Consider the following 18818-nt stretch of genomic DNA (forward strand, 5'->3'; position numbering starts at 1 on the left):
TGTGGTTGGTTTTAATTAAGACGGTTTTAGTGCTATTTTGTAACAGGAATTCTGGTAGAAATTGTTGTTGTGGTACCTTTCCCTTTGACAGAAGATATCTGAAAGGTCGATTTTATACGTTTGCAGCGGGTTTGAATGTTGTTTAATCCTCTTCCTTTCTGTACCGTTTCAAGATCAAAACCTTCGCCATCGTCTGTTGTTAAGATGTTTACTGTATCATGATCGGTTTCAATAACCATAATCAACACCTGGCTTGCTTTGGCATGTTTTAACACATTATTTAACATCTCCTTAAAAATTAATGTTAGGTTCCGGTTGAACTCCATCGATAGGTGTAGTTTTTGATATTTGCTTAACACGCCTTCCATTTTAAATGTAACGCCCGTGTTTTGGAAAAGATCGATTCCAAAATTTTTAATGTGCATCAATATCTCAAAAAGATTATCGCTATGCGGATCTAGTGCCCAAAGGATATCTTTAGTTCCGGTATAAAGCAGGCTGGCATTTTCTCTGATCAACCTTATGAGTTCTTTTTGCTCTTTTTCGGTTCCAGCTACCTTTTTATCCAAAATTTCGGATAAAACATTAATCCGGGTCAGTTTATTGCCAATATCATCATGAAAATCTTCTGCAGTTTGCTTTCTTATTTTCTCTTGTTCTTTTAACTTTAACTTTTCGAACTGCTGTTTTTTGCGTTCTCTGGTTTTAAAAATCAAGTAAAAGATAAGCCAGATCAGGAATATAAGCACCAAAAATGCGCCAATCTTAAATAAAATGGTATCGTAATACGGCGGTACAATGGTAAAGCTAAACTGTTCTATATTTGATTGCTGGCCATTTGCAATAGCATAAACCTGGAAAGTATAACTACCTGGCCTTATGGCCGAGTATTCGATCTCCGTATTGGGTACAGGCTTACTGAAATCGTTATCTACCCCAACCAGTTTGTAGCGATAAAGTACACTTTCTGGATTGGTGAGATAAACTCCTTTAAAACTTATAGAAACGTGATTTTGACTGTAGTTAAGTTTATAAAATTTATCTCCTTTTCCATTCAGATCTACTGAAAGATCCTTTGTCCGATCATTTTTATGAAAAACACTTACCTGTTGAATATGAATAAAAGGATTCTTTTTGTTTTCTTGAAGTACATTGGTTTTGCATTGAATGAGTCCGTTTATAGTACCCACCAATATGCTGTTTTTGTAATTGATAATTGCGTTTTGGTTACACTCAACAATTAACGGATGATCCCTGAAAACCTCATAACTTTGTTGCTGCTTATTAAAAGTTAATTTGTTAATCCCCCGCCCTGTTCCGGCCCATAAATTATTATTCTTATCGGTTGCAAGGCTGTAAATATCATTTGAGTTTAACCCATCAGCAACAACATAACGTTTAATGGCTTTCGTTTTTAAATTCCAGGTAATGATCCCGTCGCCAAGCGTAGCAAAAATTAAATTATCATCTTGTCTTATAATGCTCAGTACGTAAACATTGGTGAGCGATTTGATCCGAAATGTTTTATCTATCTTTTTGTTTTTGATAAGTGTAACGCCGTTGGAGGTGCCAAGAAACACGCTATCCTTCCGCAAGGGGTAAATACACGATAAATAACCATCAAATCCGCTTATTCTTTCGGTTTTCCCGTCCTTTAAATAAGTAGACGACATGAGTCCGTTTATCCAGATCCCTCCTTCCTCATCTTCAGCTATCGAGCTGTTATCAAATTTCTCTGGCTTTAATACCTGACTAAATTTCTGTCCGTCGAATTTCCAAATGCCTTTACCATAGGTAGAAAACCAAATGTTTTTGGCTTTATCGGCATAAACGAAGTATATTTTTTTATCCTTAAAAGCAGGGATATCAATGCTTTGTACATCTTTACCATCATACTTAAAAACACCTTTGTTAAAAGTGCCAAACCAAAGGTTATCATTTTTATCTGCCGCTATCCCGCTTATTGGATAAGCCAGGTTCTTGCCCTTAAACCTATTGTACCGAATATAAGCATCGCCTTCATATTTGTAAATGCCATCACTAAAACAAGATATCCAGATATTATTTTCGGCATCGCTAAATATTTCGTTTACCTGGTTATCGCTTAATCCATTTTCTCCATTAAAATTAATGATCGAACCGTTTTTATTGACCAGGTAAGCACCTTTTTCAGAGCCTACCCACATATTTTCACGATGATCCTGCGCGATGGAATAATAGGTATCAATGCCCTGTTTTTTAAAAAACGGTTTAACTATTCTGCTCTCCAGCACATAAATTCCGCTACGGTTGGTTAAGAGATAGGCCTTATTCTTTACTGTTTTATCGAATAAAATTTTCTGGATAGATAAATTATTAATGGCTGTGGGCAACTCCTGGTAGATTACCCAATTGTTATTTTTTAATTGATAAATCCCCTTTCCTGATACAGCCGCATATAGGTTTCCAGCACTATCGCTGTTTATGGTATGAATGTTTTTACCGGCAATGGAATAAAAAACAATTTTATCCTTTTCAATTTTGAATAATTTATGTTCACTTATTCCCCACATAACACCCTGCTTGTCTTTAAGCAAATGGCTTACCCCTTTACCCGAAAACAGTGTGCTTATTTTTCCGTGTTTAAGAATGCTGATACCGGTTTCGGTACCAAAAAGCATTTGGCTCTGGTTGTCCTCTGCAATGCAGTTTACTGAATTTGATCCTAGCCCATCGGCTTTGCTGTACGACGTAAATTGCCTGCCATCGAAATTACTTACCCCACCGAAAGTGCCCAGCCAAAGCGTCTTGTCTTTTGCCTGATAAATTACCATTACCTGCGATTGAGGCAAGCCATCCTTTAGACTGTAATTGGTAAAATTATAGCTTTGGGCCGATAGCTTAAGGCTAAAAAGCAAAATGAAAGAAACTATGAAATTTATTTTGATTATAGACAGTTTACTGCACATGTAATACAAAATAAGCATAATTTCTTTCAAAAGCCATCCCCCTTTTTGGGGGATATTTATGATGCGTTGCCCATATATGGATCTGTTTGGGTAATTTCTCCGGTTTCTATTTTACCTGCATAGCGGTGTTTAAATGTTGTATTGCCCGTCTGCACAATACTGAAATCGTACCAATTCGCATTTTTAGCCAGATTAAGCGAGATATTTGTACTCGATTTTGGCTTAATTGTTACCGTTTTGCTCCCTGATTTGTATTTGTTATCTACAATTTGAAGCGTAACTAAACTCGCGCCCTTGTTCTCAATAGCGAAAACCAGAGTACCCGTAAGTTTTTTGCTTACCAAACCAGCTTGCTCTGGATATGCTTTTACAAAAACGGAAGGATTTTTTTTGCCGCCTACGAAATGCCTGTAAAAACCATTCGGACCACTTATTGTAAGATCATAAACTTCATTATCAAAATCATCCAGTTTAATACTGTCTTTTAACACATCGCCTGCTTTTACAGCATAGGCCCATGTTTTGCCCGCAACACCTTTAAATTTGGCAATGGTATTCATGTTGAAAGGCACACCAACAGTTTCTATTTCGCTACCGAACAAGGTTTTTACCGATTGAAAAGTAAGTGCTAATTCATTGTTAACCAGGTTTGCATCAACAGTTAAATGATAAGGCAAGGCACAGGCATTTTTCGTTCCGTTTTCCTGCTTAGGGGCATGATTAGATGTTTCAGCAGAAAAGGCTTCGAATTTATTTATTTTTGCAACTTCTGTTTTATTCAGTGCGGTAGGGCCAACCTGTGCAGGCTTATTTTTAGCATTCCCAATATTCGTTACTACCACATCGCGTTTTAGCGGCTCCGGAGATTTAATTTCTTCTCCATTGTACGGCCTGAACACCGAGGTTAGATCGCCACAGATATTCCTTCGCCAATCGCTAATGTTGTTACTTTTAATGGTTTTGCCTGTTTTTTTAGCCAGCCATTTTTCCATAAACATTAATGATGACGTATGATCGAAAACCTGAGAGTTTACAAAACCGCCCTTGCTCCAAGGTGAGGCAATAACCAATGGTACACGATAGCCCAAGCCGATCGGACTTCCCTTTCTTGCTTCAAAATCAGTGCTATAGTTTATTCCTTCAGATACCTTTCCGCTGGTTGAATCATCAGGGTTTGGTACCACAAAAGGGGGCTGATGATCAAAATACCCGTCATTTTCATCGTAGGTTAAAACAAAAATTGTTTTTTTCCAAACCTCTGGGTTTTTGGTTAAAATATCGAGGGCTTCACTTACATACCAGGTTCCATACAATGGTGAGCTGGTATGATCAGAAAAACGTTGAGGCGCAACCAACCACGAAACCGTTGGTAATTTTCCGCTATCTACATCTTTTCTAAACTGATGGAAAATATCGCCTTTCGGCACATTAATCGTTTCCGACTTCCCTTGGTCATTCTTAAAAGTAAATGGTTCAAGATCGAGATAATCTTTCTGAGAAATATTTGTAGTAAACGCTTTATCTACTAAGTTTTTTTCCTTTTGAGATAATTTATCGTATTTCTCCTGAACCTCTTTTGCTGTTAAAGCCGGTTTAACGGTATTATCACCATTTTTTCTAAAGTAAGCCGATAATTTAACATTGTGTCTACTGATGTATTCTATGGGATTATCGCCATAATTCCCCAACCAATCATCTATTTCGCCTTCCGGAAGTTTGGAGGTCCATAATTCGTTTTGATAAATGCGCCAATCGATACCACTATCTTCTAATGTTTCCTGAAAAGTTGGCCAATCTACAAATACATTATTTTGCGATTCGGCCTGATCGTTATTGACTACCGCAACCCGGTTTGCACTTTTTTCTCCGCGAACGGTTCCTGTAAAAAAGAACAGTCTGTTTGGTGTTGTTCCGGTTAGCGATGAGCAAAAATGCTGATCGCAAATGGTAAAAGCATCGGCCATGGCATAATAAAAAGGAATATCATTCCGATCATAATAAGCCAATGTCATTGGTGTTTTAACGGGTAACCATTTATCATAACGCCCCCCGTTCCGTGCGGCAACCTGATCATTCCAGGAATGTGGCAACCCACCTTGCCAGGTGATTTTCGTTTTGTTAATATCCACATGAAAAGGTGCATAAGTATAACCCTGTCCATCTTTTTGCAACCAAACTTTATTTCCGTCAGGCTGAATGTGTGGGTGCGGATCATTAAATCCGCGAACACCTTTCATTTTACCGAACATATGGTCGAAAGAACGGTTCTCCTGCATCAGGAAAACAATGTGTTCTGCATCGTAAAATGTACTGCCCGGTTCAGGGTTAATCGACATGGCTTTTAGCACCGAACTGGGCAAGGTATTGGCCATACCAGTGGCTCCGGCAAACAAGGCCGCTTTTTTTAGAAATTCTCTACGTGAGTCCATAAATTATACAATATAGCTTAGATACCGTAAGTTAAAGTTTTCAGTTAGCATTTCTCAGTTTACAGTTAACTTTAGTCAGAATTTCCCGCTCTGGGGCCCAGAGTCGATTAACGAATAAACTAATGGCCAATGAACTATTGAACCAACAAACCATTACTTCTGAAACACCCTCACATAATCCACTTTCATACTTGCGGGGAAAATAGATTCGTCTACTCCTTTTTTTCCGCCCCAACCACCACCTACGGCTACATTTAGAATAAGATGGAAGTTTTGATCGAATGGCCAATCGTCAGATCCTTTTTTGGTATTGTTAAAAGTGAAGTATTTTTGATCGTCAATAAAGAAATCGATCCGATCTGCAAACCACTCTATAGCATAAACATGGTACTCGGTATAAGGATTATTAATTTTTAAGGCCTTGCCAAGCTGCGTTTTAATTACATGGTTAAATTTTCCAGTATGTACCGTTCCATGAACACTATCCGGATCATAACCTACATGTTCCATAATATCAATTTCGCCGTTTTTTGGCCAGCCTCCATATTTCGAATCGGTTGGTAAGGCCCATATTGCAGGCCATAAGCCTCTGCCTTTTGGTAACATGGCGCGAACTTCTACCCTTCCGTATTTAAAATCAAATTTATTTTTCGTTACCAATCTGGCCGAAGTATAATGGTTGTTTTCCTTGTCTGCTTTTACCGCGGTAATATTCAGACTCCCTTTTTTTACAATTGCATTTGTGCTATCTGCATCGGTATAATATTGAAGTTCGTTATTGCCCCAACCCTTTCCACCTACATCGTAACTCCAGTTTTTTGCTAAAGGTAATCCGGCATCGTTAAATTCATCAGCCCATTTCAGTTTCCAACCCGTTGCAACAGGTGTTTTTTTAAGCTCTTCGAAAGTTAATTCTGGTTCGTTAGTGGTGATATAATCAACCTGGTGTGCCAAGAGCCATTGAATTTCGGGAGCAGTATTTACCGTCCAGGCATTTACCGTTAATCCTAATTTGTGGGCATTTTCAATCCATCCATCCTTTTGGTAAACGCTAAAATGATAATCTACCCCGGTTAATTTATCTGCTTTCATTTGCTCAGCACTGATTTCGCCTTTTAAGTAGGCCACTTTTGCTTTTGGCAAAAGCGCTAAAATCCTTTTACAGTAATCATAGTCAAAACTGATATACTCCGTCCACTCCACTACCTTGAGTTTCTGAACCATTTCAACACATTTATTGGTCACCTCAATTCCACGTTCTTTACTGATTAACGAAGGTTTGATCTCCAAAATAAGTTTGGTTGTTCTTTGCTTTTTACCTTCCAATAAGTAAGCCTCAAGTGTTGGAATTTTTTCGCCATTGCTCATCGTTTTGGTCAATAAATCTGCATAGTTTACTTTCTCGATAACCAAACCCTGGAATTCCGGATCGTGATTAATGACCAAAACATTGTCTGCGGTCATCCACACATCGAATTCCGATCCATAACAACCCAGTTTTACAGCTTCGTTTAAAGAAGCGATAGAATTTTGAGGGAAATTATTTTTCTTCCATGCTCCGCGATGGGCAATTACCTGGTTTTTGTTCCAGTTAAATTTTTGAGCGAAAGAGGCGGTAAAAATGAATAACATTAGTGTAGAAATAAATACTCGTTTCATATTTTGGTATGATTATACAAAAAATCAAAAGTAGATTTTTATCAGAAAACTAGTTTAAAATCTATGTAACCTTTGTATTAATAAAAACAAGATAAAGATTTTTAAATTAATGTACTGCTTAGATTACTGCTAGTTGGTGGTGGCGGGCTATTGGAGCTCTGAAAACAAATCATCACGAATAACACAATAAATAGCAAAAGATAAACGATTTGTAATAAACACGTTATGCTAATATCAGATTTCTTTCAATTGATTAGAACTATTTTTACATTTACGGTGATATGGTGAGCAATAACTACAGCGATTTATTACGGAAGATAGACGAGTTTATCCGCAAATTTTACCTGAATAAAATTTTGCGCGGGAGTATTTATGCAGCTGCCATACTTTTAGGGCTATATCTCGTTGTTTTTTTGAGTCTTTATTACCTCAATCCAACCGCTGGTTTTAAAACCTTTGTATTTTTTGCCTATTTACTTGTTGGAGCCTTACTTATTGGCTTTCTAATTATCAAACCATTGCTTTCAATGCTCAAATTGGGCAAACACCTTACTTTCGACGAAGCATCGGTTATCATCGGAAATCACTTTTCCGATATTAAGGATAAATTGCTCAACACCTTACAACTTCACCGCCTTTCTGAAAATCATCCAAATAACAATCATCTCATTATTGCCAGTATCGATCAAAAAATATTAGAACTCAAACCTGTCCCCTTTTACACGGCCATTAGCATTAACGATAACCGGAAGTATTTAAAGTATCTCTTTATTCCCCTTTCTATTATTCTCCTAATTGCCATTATCGCTCCCGCTATTTTACGAGAGGGCACAAACAGTTTTTTTAAGTACGATGAATACATTGCACCTAAAGCGCCTTTCAGCTTTACTGTTTTAAATAAAAGTTTAACCGTTACCCAAGGTGATGATTTAACACTAAACATTAAACTGGCCGGTGATGAACTCCCTGCCGAAATTTATGTTGAAGACGGGAAAAACACCTATAAACTCGAAAAAGAGAATATCAGTAAGTTTAATTACAGCATCAAAAATATACAGAGCGATAAAAAACTGGTTTTTAAAGGTGGTGGCTTTAGTTCATCGGTGTTTACGGTTTCCGTTAAACCACGGCCTGAACTACTTAATGCAACCGCAACTTTAAATTACCCTGCTTATCTGGGTAAAAAACAGGAACTGATTACCAATGTTGGCGATATGCTGCTACCCGAAGGCACAAAAGTTACCTGGAACTTTAAAACCGGCCAGAGCAGCTCATTGCTGTTTATTTTAAATGGGACAGAAAATGTTTTAAAAGTTGAAGATAACGAATCGGCCTTTAATGCTATCATCAGGAATAATTCAAAATATAGCATCATACCTAAAAACCAATACGTTACGATAAGGGATTCGCTTTCACACCAAATTACCGTAGTTAAAGATCAAGCGCCGAGTATCAACGTTGAAGAAAAGCCCGACTCAGTGAGTAATAAAGCTTTATATTTTAGCGGACAAGTAACTGACGATTATGGTTTTAGCAGATTAAGTTTTAAATACAACATCAAAGAAAACAACCAGGTTGTTGGTACAGTTACAAAGAACATTGCCATAAAAAGCAATGCTACAGAAAATTCCTTCTTCTATTTCTGGGATCTAAAAACAGCATCGGCCAAGCCCGGCCAGGAAATTGAATATTATTTCGAAGTAGCCGATAACGACGGTGTAAATGGTGCAAAAGTAACCCGATCGGAAATCAAAACCTTTAAACAGCCTACTAAAAAAGAAACTGCCGAACAGGTAAATGCAAGCAACCAGGCTTTAAAACAGAAAATGCAATCGGCAATACGCCTGGCCAATACTATTGAAAAAGAAAGTAAAAAGGTGGCCGAAAGCCTCATCGATAAAAAACAGATTTCTTTCGAAGATAAAAAACAGATTGAAGCCCTTTTAGACAAACAAAAACAGCTTGATGAGGCTGTAAAAGAAATAAAAGAGCAAAACGATAAAAATATCCAACAACAGGAAGACCAAAAGCAAACAGAAGAGCTCCTTGAAAAACAGAAGCAGATCAAAGACCTGTTTGATAATGTACTGGATGAGAAAACAAAAGAACTTTTGCAAAAGTTGCAAAATCTGATGAATGAGAAAAATAAAGACCAAACGCAAAATGAGCTCTCGAAAATGCAACTGGATAATAAAACCCTCAAAAACGAACTCGACAGAATCTTAGAACTCTACAAACAATTAGAATTTGAACAAAACCTTCAAACCGATATCGATCGTTTAAATGAACTGGCTAAAGAACAAAAGGAACTTGCTGAGCAAACCAAAGATAAAAAGCTGGATAACGAATCGTTAAAGCAAAAACAGGATGCACTTAACAAGGAGATGAAAGACCTGAAAGATGATCTAAAAAAACTGGAAGAAAAAAATCAATCCCTTGAAAGACCAAATCCTTTCGAAAATCCTGAAAAAGATGTACAGGATATACAAAAAGAACAGCAGGACAGTAAAGATGCTTTAGATAAAAAGGATTCGAAAAATGCAAGCCAGAAACAGCAAAAAGCTGGCGAGCAGATAGAAAAGCTCTCAAAAAAAATGAGCGATATGCAGCAGCAGGGTGAAGAAATGGAAAACAACCTGAATGCTAAAGAGTTACGCCGCCTCTTGGAAAACTTATTGACCACTTCTTTTGATCAGGAAAAAGTAATGCTTGCTTTAAAGAAAATGACAGCGGCCGATCCTTCTTATACCAGCAATGTTCAGAAACAGCGTAGTATTAAAGATAACCTTAAAACTATTGCCGATAGCTTATACAGTTTAAGCAAGCGCGTTCCGCAGATAGAATCGACGGTTAACGAGGAGATGAACAAGATTAATTTCAACCTGGATAAAAGTTTGGAAAGTTTGGGTGACAGAAGAACCCCTGAGGCTAACCGTTTTCAGCAGTTTACCATGACTTCTATCAATAATTTAACCCTGATGTTGAGTGAGGCCTTGAGTCAGCTGCAAAATATGCAGAAAAATGGTAAGGGTGGCAGTGGAAAGAAGCAAAAGCAAGGCATGAAGCAGCTTTCGCAGATGCAGGAACAGTTGAACAAAAGCATGCAAAAGGCCCGCGAGCAAATGCAAAAATCGGGAGATAATCAAGGTAAAGTTGGCAAAGGACAAATGAGCCAGGAGTTTGGTAAGATGGCCCAGCAGCAGCAAATGATCCGTCAGGCGCTCGAAAAGATCAATCGTGAAGAGAACAAAGATGGCACAGGTAAAATGGGCAACCTAAACGAAGCCATTAAAGAAATGAAACAGACCGAGAGCGATCTGGTTAATAAACGTTTGCAACAAGAAACCCTAAACAGGCAAAAAGACCTCTTAACAAAGTTATTAGAGGCAGAAAAAGCTGAACGTGATCAGGAAGAAGATGCTAAACGGGAAAGTAAAGCAGCTAAGGAATTTCCTCCATCCTATCAAAAAATGGTCGATCAGTTTAAAAAACAACAACAAAACGGTAATGATATGCTGCAAAAACTGCCCCCAAGCTTAAATTATTACTATAAAAACAAGATCGCAGAATATTTGAAGTCGTTGAATATGGAACGATGATGTTAGGAGTTGCGTCACCCTGACCTGTAGCGCAGCGAAAAGCTACGGAATAACCGAGCCTTAAGCGAGCTCACCGTAGGTAATTTATTTCAGGGCCTTGTCAAAAAGTTGTGAACAATTTCGAAATAATAGAACTGATTCGCGAGTACACAAGACATGGCTTAAAGAGACATAAATTCACATAGTTTTATTATATTTGATATCATGACAAGCACAGCCATAAGACAAAGATTAATTACTTATCTATCTGATGCGGAGGATAATAAAATAAGGGCAATTTATACGCTTCTTGAAAGAGAAATTGAAGAAGAACAATCATTTAACCTGTCGGAGTAACATCTGGATATACTTGATAGAGAACGGGAACTCCATTTAAAAGGTGAAACTAAATCTTACAGTAAACAAGATTCTTTGGATATCATTAAAGGCCTTAAAGCACTGTAATGTACACCATTCTGATAAAGCCCAATGCTATTCAAATGGCAAAAGATGCTTATGATTGGTATGAAGAATAAAAAAAAGGATTGGGAGACTTATTTTTGGCAGAAATAAGCAGGTGTTATATCAAGTTAGAGAAGAATCCGCTCTTTTATCAAAAACTAAAAAAGAACTATCGTCATTTAGTCCTTAATAAATTTCCATATGTTCTAATATTCGAGATTATAGGAGAGGAAATCATAATTTTTTCGGTTTCACACGGCAAGAAGTCCTAAATTTAAGTTCAAAAAAAAGTAAACATCTAATTAGGTGCTGAATCAGGTTTAGCGCAACTATTAGAATATTTCTTAAATTTGCAGCCATAAAACTACAATATGCCTGCAATATCATTTTTCACAGAATCAGTTAGCTATAATCTTCCACAGAAACTTAAAGTGAAGAAGTGGATTAAAGCTACGATTGAAAAGGAAGGCTTTAAACTGCAGGAACTTAATTTCATTTTCTGTAGCGACGACTACCTCTTGGGTATCAACCAACAATATTTAAACCATGATACTTATACCGATATCATTACTTTCGATAACTCAGAAGAAGAAAAACAGATTGTAAGCGATATTTTCATCAGTATTGAGCGCGTTAAAGAAAACGCCAAAACCTTCAAAACACGAGAATTTGACGAGGTTTGCCGCATTATGATCCATGGTACGCTCCATTTACTGGGTTATAAAGACAAAGGAAAAGCCGCCAAAAGCCTCATGACGCAGAAAGAAGATGAATATTTAAGCTATAGAGCAGAAGTTGCCCTAATCTAAGTTTCTTTAGCCGCACATTTTATTCATTTTCAGGTTATCTACTAGCCTTTATATTTTGCATGGCAGAACCAACTGACCACAACAACGCCCTTATATTTAACTTCCATTCACGTAAACTATTACTTGCATTTTTTAATGCATAAATCTCGGAGTTTAAACAGGTTTTGTTCGGATAACATTGTCACAACTCCGTCTTAAGTCCGAACTAACTCCGAACTAAACCCGTCTTAACTGTTAATTTCTCGATAAGTTTTTTGCCCAGTTCTTTCAATCAGATTAGCAGTACCTTCTGGCCCTTGGTCCCGTTCGTCTAACAGTTACGGGCGTTCGTCGACAATTAGGCGATACTGGTATAATACATCCAGATCTTCTGCAACATTTCTAATCAACTACAGTCTTATATTCAAAAACAACAATTACATAATGTGCCAGAATTTATATAATGGGCATTACATCAAGATAAAGTTTAGTTTTAGTTAATGATTGAAGCAGCGGTGGAGCGAGTCGACCGCTGTTTTCTTTTATAGAGACCATTTACCAATGAACCACTGAACAGACAACCCAATGCATCAATATTCTGCCATTTTTAGCTGATACAGAAGCCCTTTACAATTTGATTATGCCGTTCCAAATATTTTATACTTACTTTTGCACTAATTTTCCTTTATAAATCCGAAATACAAAAAAATTGAGCACACTAATTGCGGCAGAAGGCTTAGGTCATGGTTATCATGACGAATGGCTATTTAAAAATTTAACCTTAGGTATTAACTCTGGTCAGCGCGTGGCGTTGGTTGGAATTAATGGTGCGGGTAAGAGTACACTTTTGAAATTATTGGCAGAAAGGTTCCCTCCGCTCGAAGGTAAAATTGTAAAAAATAAAGCTGTTAAAATCGGTTTTCTCGATCAGGAACCACAATTTACTGAAGGTTTTTCTATTAGCGACCACATATTCTCTCTGGAGAATAAACAACAACAGTTAATTAAGGAATATGAAGAATTAATTGAAAACCCAAATCCAGACGAAAAAACGCTTAATCGTTTATATGAAGAATTAAGCGAACACAATGCCTGGGAATATGAACATGAGATTAAAACCATTTTAAACAGAATGGGCATTACTCATCTTCAACAGAAAATAGCTACCCTATCTGGCGGACAAAAGAAACGTTTGGCCCTGGCTAAACTATTAATTGAAGATCCGGAAATTCTGGTGCTTGATGAGCCAACCAACCATTTGGATATCGATACCATTGAATGGTTGGAGAAATTATTAACTACCGGACAAAAAACAATTTTACTCGTTACCCACGATAGGTACTTTTTGGATAATGTTTGCAACACCATTGTTGAATTAGATCGAGGTAAGATTTTCAACTATAACGGAAACTACGCTTATTATTTAGAGAAGAAAAGCGAAAGAGAAGCTTTGGACGCAACGGTTTTACATAAGAACCAACAGCTATTAAAGAAAGAATTGGAGTGGATGAGACGCATGCCACAGGCACGTGGAACCAAATCTAACGCCAGAATCAATGCTTTTTACGATTTAGAAGAAAAATCGAAGAAAAAGTCTGATAATCAGAGCATTAACCTCCAAATGAAGATGTCTCGTCAAGGCGGGAAGATCATTGAGATAGAACACATTAAAAAAGCATTTGATGGACGTCCGATCATCAACGATTTTAGCTATACCTTTAAAAAAGGAGACAGAATTGGCTTAGCAGGAAAAAATGGAACGGGTAAATCTACTTTACTAAATATCATAACAAGTCAATTAAAGCCAGATGCTGGTAACGTTGATACTGGGGAGACAACCGTTTTTGGATATTACAAACAAGGTGGTTTAACTTTCGACCCAAAGGAAAGGGTAATTGATATTGTAAAATCGGATGCTGAATATATTAAGATGGCTGACGGTTCAGTGATTACGGCTTCTGCCCTCTTAACCTTATTTCTCTTCCCGCCGAAGAAACAACATGGCATGGTAGAGAAATTAAGTGGTGGTGAAAAGAAACGTTTGAACCTAATGAAAGTGTTGATGCAAAATCCAAACTTTTTAATTTTGGATGAGCCGACTAACGATCTTGACATCGATACCCTGAACGTTCTCGAAGAATTTTTAGAGAACTTCCCTGGCATATTAATGTTGGTTTCTCACGACAGATACCTGCTTGATAAAATGAGCGACCAACTATTTATCATGGAAGGTGAAGGTGTAGTTAAAATTTATAACGGCAATTATTCTGAATACCGTTTGAGTTTAGAGCAACCAAAAGTAAAAGCAGAAACAAAGAAAACCCCTGCTCCTGCCGTGGAACAAGCACCCGTTAAAGCAGCAAAAAAATTAAGTTTCAAAGAGCAAAAAGAACTAGAAGATAGTGAAAAAGGTATTGCTGAAACGGAGAATAAAATAGCTTCGCTTAACGAAAGCTTAGTTAAAATTGATGCGGCCGACTATATAAAAATCCAGGAAGTTTCCAATGAGATAGAATTGCTTCAGGCAAAGCTTGATGAATTAACCATGCGTTGGCTAGAACTTTCAGAATAACCAAAATACAATTGAAAGATATTTTCCACGTTATGTTTCACGTGGAACATCACACAATCGCCGTACTGAAATTATTTTTAGCACGACGTAATATTAGGATAAAAACCAAATGTTCCACGTGGAACATTACAGAAATATAAAATAAAATGTTTTCAAAATACGATTTGATTGTTGTTGGCGCTGGCCATGCAGGTTGTGAAGCTGCTGCTGCTGCTGCCAATTTAGGATCATCTGTTTTATTAATAACAATGAACATGGGCACCATTGCCCAAATGAGTTGTAACCCTGCCATGGGTGGTGTAGCTAAAGGACAGATTGTTCGCGAGGTGGATGCGATGGGTGGCTACTCAGGAATTATTTCTGATAAATCGACTATTCAATTCAGAATGCTCAACAAATCAAAGGGCCCTGCTATGTGGAGTCCAAGAGCACAAATTGATAGAATGCGCTTTGCAGAAGAATGGCGTTTAGCATTAGAAAGAACGCCTAATCTTGATATCTGGCAAGACAGTGTTATCGGCCTATTGGTTAAAAATAATACGGTATACGGTGTTAAAACATCTTTAGGTATCGAGATAGAAAGTACAGCAGTAGTATTGACCAATGGAACTTTCTTAAACGGTATAATGCACATCGGAGAAAAGAAATTTGGAGGAGGTAGAACTGCCGAAAGAGCATCAACAGGAATTACTGAGCAATTAGTAGAACTAGGTATGGAAGCAGGCCGAATGAAAACAGGTACTCCCCCACGCGTGGACGGAAGAAGTTTGGATTATACCAAAATGGAAGAACAATGGGGAGACGAAAATCCAGGTAAATTCTCATATACGGATACCGAAGTTTCGACTGACCAACGTTGTTGCTGGATCACATATACCAATGGAGATGTTCATGAAACGCTAAAGGAAGGTTTCGAAAAATCACCAATGTTTACTGGAAGAATTAAAGGTTTAGGCCCGAGATATTGTCCATCTATTGAAGATAAAATTAACCGTTTCGCAGAACGCGACAGACATCAGATTTTTGTTGAACCTGAAGGATGGAATACTTGCGAAATTTATGTAAACGGGTTTTCTACTTCACTTCCGGAAGATGTACAATTTAAAGCCCTAAGATTAATTCCAGGTTTTGAGCAGGCAAAAATGTTCAGGCCAGGTTATGCCATCGAATACGATTTCTTCCCACCTACCCAGTTATCTTTAACACTAGAAACTAAATTGATCAGCAATTTATTTTTAGCCGGACAGATAAATGGAACTACAGGATATGAAGAAGCAGCTTGTCAGGGTTTCATGGCTGGTATAAATGCACACCAAAAAATCACTGATAAACATGAACTGATCATGAAAAGATCTGACAGTTATATTGGTGTCTTAATTGATGACCTGGTAACAAAAGGAACGGAAGAACCTTATCGTATGTTTACATCGAGAGCCGAACATCGTTTGTTATTGAGACAAGATAATGCCGATATCCGCTTATCTCCTATCGGGCATGAGCTGGGTTTAATTTCTGACGAGCGTTTAGAAAAGGTAAATCAGAAAATTGCAAACGCTGACGCTTTGGTTAAGTTCACCAGAAACCAGGGTATTGAAATGAGCGATGCAAATCCAATGCTCGAAAGTTTAGGATCGAGTGTCTTAAATCAAAATGTAAAAATACACAGTTTGGTTGGTAGGCCTCATGTTGGTTTACCCGATCTGATTAAAGTAAGCAAAGCGCTTGCTGAGGCTACAAAAGATTTAGACAATGAAACGATTGAGCAGGCCGAAATCAAAATTAAATATGAAAGTTATTTTGAAAAGGAAAATGAAATTGTAGCTAAAATGCTGAAGATGGAAGACAAAGAAATTAAACCAGATTTCGATTACAATAAAATTGTTTCCATTTCAAAAGAGGCCAGAGAAAAATTATTTAAGATTAAACCACGTACTTTAGGTCAGGCATCACGAATTTCGGGTGTTTCTCCTTCAGACATATCAGTTTTAATGGTCTATATTAATAAGTAATTGATAATCAATACTTTAACTATTTTAAAACAGACTTAAAATAAAGCGATATAAGCTAAAAAAAAGATTTTTTAATGTTACGGTTCCAAAAAGTATAAAAATTCGTCAGAACGTTTAAAATATGCCAAATTTAAAAGCTCAGTATTTTAACCTTAAAAATTTAGCGGTTGCAACAACCTTGCTCCTATTTTTTGGTTGTGCAAGTATCCAAACACCACAAGGTGGGCCAAAAGATACGAAGCCACCAAAAGTTTTAAGCATGACTCCAAAAAATCAAACGAGGAATTTTAATGCTAAAAAAATTGTGATCGAGTTTGATGAATATTTTAATCTTAAAGATGAGTTTAAAGAATTTTCTATTTCACCCGATCAGGAAAAAACTCCGGAGTTAAAAAAGCGGCAAAAAAGATTAGAAATTATTCTCAAAGATTCTTTAGAAAAAAATACAACCTACACTTTAAATTTTGGAAAATCTGTAGCCGATGTTAATGAAGGAAACGTAGTTAAAAATTTATCTTATGTTTTTTCTACCGGCCCGGAAATAGATTCGTTATCATTAAGCGGTAAAGTAATCAATTCGCTAACCGACGAACCTGAGAAAGAAGTTACCGTATTTATTCTGCCTTTAGAAAGAGATACCATTTTTGGAAAAAAACGTCCATCAATATATACCACTACTGATAGCGCAGGAACCTACAAATTGAATAACCTAAGAAAAGGTACCTATAAAGTATATGCAGTTAAAGAAAGTAGCGGAGGTGGAGATAAAATATACCAGCAGATTTCTGACGAAGTTGGATTTGTGAAAGAACCTATTGTAATAGATAAAAATATAGAGAACATAGATCTGCAGATATTTAAAGAATTGGCACCAGAATTCCGCGTATTAGACCGAAAACTAAATAACGATGGCAGTATATCAATCATCTTTAACCAGCAGCTTAAAAGCCCTAAAATAACGATTACAGATCCACCAGCTGTTGACGTGGGTAAGTTTGTCCATTTTTCTAAAAATAATGATACTGCGAAAATATGGTTAAAGGATTTGAGTTTCGATTCGGTTAAAGTTGCCATACAAGATCAAGGTAAAGTTTTACAGACCTTAAATTTTACCAGGGGTAAAAAAGACACCTATACACGCGAGCTTGCTATTTCAGATAACCTATTAGGCGGTAAGTTAAACCCTTTCCAACAGTTAACCCTAACCTTTCCTTTTCCAATGGCTGCTGCAGATCCATCTAAAATCACCCTTTTAGAAGACTCAGTAAAAAGGACAACTTTTGAGGTGGTAAAAGACAGTGTAGATTTTCTTAAATATTACATTAAATATCCCTGGAAAAATAAAAGGACTTATGATTTAAAATTAGCTGCAGGTGCATTTACAGCTATATTTAATGCTAAAAATAAAGATGTAACCAAACGCTTTTCGCTCGAAAGCCCAGATGCATATACTACCCTGGTATTAAATGTAACCGTTCCAGACACCTCGAAAAGATATGTCGTACAGTTTCTAAGTGAAAAAAAGGATGTCATAAAATCTTTCCCGGTCAGCAAAAATTCGAAAATTACTTTTTCTAAATATCCGGCAGGCAAATATATGCTCCGGGTAATTTACGATGATAATAAAAATGGAATCTGGGATACAGGAAATGTTAAAGAGGGATATCAACCCGAAAAAGTTTGGTATTTAAAGGCTTTAATGGATTTAAAACCGAACTGGGAACGTGAAGATCCATTGGTTATCCCTCCGCCAACACCGTAGAAATCATCATCTCGACTGTAATGCAGTGGAACGGAGAGATCTATCTCGAGAAAGATTTCTCCATTTCGCTTCGCTCCAGTCGAAATGACGAACCTAACTAATAAACCAGCCCGAATACATGATATAATTATCAGGTAATTTATTCAATAAAACCCGTTGCTCATCAGTAATGGGCTTTATTTTTTTTGCAGGTGTGCCAGCATATAGATAACCCGTTTCACAAATGGTGTTTTCCAGTACTACAGATCCAGCTGCAATAATACAATATTCTTCTATAACAGCATGATCCATTACAATGGCACCCATGCCGATTAAAACATTATCCTGGACCGTACACCCATGTACTATGGCATTGTGCCCTACAGATACTCTATTACCAATGTGTGTAGAAGCTTTTAAGTACGTTGCATGAATTACTGCACCATCTTGTATGTTTGATTCATTTCCGATTGTAATGGCGTTTACATCGCCTCTGATTACAGCATTAAACCATACTGAACATTTATCACCAATAATAACATCGCCAACTATAGTGGCATTCTCTGCAATAAAATTGTCTTTTCCAATTTCAGGATATTTATCTTTTACGGGTAGTATTAAAGGCATTTTAA

General features: G+C 37.1%; 9 protein-coding genes. 5 read left to right on the plus strand and 4 right to left on the minus strand.

Annotated features, from left to right (window positions below):
• Positions 1-32: 32 nt before the first annotated feature.
• From ACTJKN_RS21780 to ACTJKN_RS21790, 3 genes are all read right to left on the minus strand, one after another.
• Positions 33-2948, minus strand: a complete 2916-nt coding sequence (locus ACTJKN_RS21780) for a ligand-binding sensor domain-containing protein (protein WP_440827821.1) — start codon at positions 2946-2948, stop codon at positions 33-35.
• A 56-nt stretch (positions 2949-3004) separates the two neighbouring features.
• Positions 3005-5377, minus strand: coding sequence for a phosphocholine-specific phospholipase C (locus ACTJKN_RS21785; protein ID WP_440827822.1), 2373 nt, complete (start codon positions 5375-5377; stop codon positions 3005-3007).
• 153 nt (positions 5378-5530) lie between these two features.
• Entirely contained in the window at positions 5531-7036 is a 1506-nt protein-coding gene (locus ACTJKN_RS21790; protein ID WP_440827823.1) for a glycerophosphodiester phosphodiesterase family protein, read from the minus strand.
• Between the two features lie 281 nt (positions 7037-7317).
• Here ACTJKN_RS21790 and ACTJKN_RS21795 point away from each other — a divergent pair, with 281 nt between their 5' ends.
• The 5 genes from ACTJKN_RS21795 (at position 7318) to ACTJKN_RS21815 (ending at position 18207) form a co-directional block, all read left to right on the plus strand.
• Positions 7318-10635: a DUF4175 family protein gene (locus ACTJKN_RS21795; RefSeq protein WP_440827824.1), complete on the plus strand. Its 3318-nt coding sequence runs from the start codon at positions 7318-7320 to the stop codon at positions 10633-10635.
• Between the two features lie 812 nt (positions 10636-11447).
• Positions 11448-11885: an rRNA maturation RNase YbeY gene (gene ybeY / locus ACTJKN_RS21800; protein WP_440827825.1), complete on the plus strand. Its 438-nt coding sequence runs from the start codon at positions 11448-11450 to the stop codon at positions 11883-11885.
• A gap of 688 nt (positions 11886-12573) precedes the next feature.
• Positions 12574-14436, plus strand: a complete 1863-nt coding sequence (locus tag ACTJKN_RS21805) for an ABC-F family ATP-binding cassette domain-containing protein (RefSeq protein ID WP_440827826.1) — start codon at positions 12574-12576, stop codon at positions 14434-14436.
• Positions 14437-14582: 146 nt separating this feature from the next.
• Positions 14583-16445, plus strand: a complete 1863-nt coding sequence (gene mnmG, locus ACTJKN_RS21810) for a tRNA uridine-5-carboxymethylaminomethyl(34) synthesis enzyme MnmG (protein ID WP_440827827.1) — start codon at positions 14583-14585, stop codon at positions 16443-16445.
• A 121-nt stretch (positions 16446-16566) separates the two neighbouring features.
• Complete coding sequence (locus ACTJKN_RS21815) at positions 16567-18207, plus strand: Ig-like domain-containing protein (protein WP_440827828.1); 1641 nt, start codon at positions 16567-16569, stop codon at positions 18205-18207.
• A 93-nt stretch (positions 18208-18300) separates the two neighbouring features.
• Here ACTJKN_RS21815 and ACTJKN_RS21820 read toward each other — a convergent pair whose 3' ends face one another.
• Entirely contained in the window at positions 18301-18813 is a 513-nt protein-coding gene (locus tag ACTJKN_RS21820) for a gamma carbonic anhydrase family protein (RefSeq protein WP_440827829.1), read from the minus strand.
• Positions 18814-18818 lie beyond the last annotated feature (5 nt).

This window comes from Pedobacter sp. 22163, from assembly GCF_052045595.1.
GTDB lineage: Bacteria > Bacteroidota > Bacteroidia > Sphingobacteriales > Sphingobacteriaceae > Pedobacter.

Excerpts from the sequence above, each read along its gene's own strand:
- ACTJKN_RS21820 (WP_440827829.1), bottom strand. The coding sequence starts at position 18,813 with ATGCCTTTAATACTACCCGTAAAAGATAAATATCCTGAAATTGGAAAA.
- ACTJKN_RS21795 (WP_440827824.1), top strand. The coding sequence starts at position 7,318 with ATGGTGAGCAATAACTACAGCGATTTATTACGGAAGATAGACGAGTTT.
- ACTJKN_RS21790 (WP_440827823.1), bottom strand. The coding sequence starts at position 7,036 with ATGAAACGAGTATTTATTTCTACACTAATGTTATTCATTTTTACCGCC.
- ACTJKN_RS21785 (WP_440827822.1), bottom strand. The coding sequence starts at position 5,377 with ATGGACTCACGTAGAGAATTTCTAAAAAAAGCGGCCTTGTTTGCCGGA.
- mnmG (WP_440827827.1), top strand. The coding sequence starts at position 14,583 with ATGTTTTCAAAATACGATTTGATTGTTGTTGGCGCTGGCCATGCAGGT.
- ACTJKN_RS21780 (WP_440827821.1), bottom strand. The coding sequence starts at position 2,948 with ATGTGCAGTAAACTGTCTATAATCAAAATAAATTTCATAGTTTCTTTC.
- ybeY (WP_440827825.1), top strand. The coding sequence starts at position 11,448 with ATGCCTGCAATATCATTTTTCACAGAATCAGTTAGCTATAATCTTCCA.
- ACTJKN_RS21815 (WP_440827828.1), top strand. The coding sequence starts at position 16,567 with ATGCCAAATTTAAAAGCTCAGTATTTTAACCTTAAAAATTTAGCGGTT.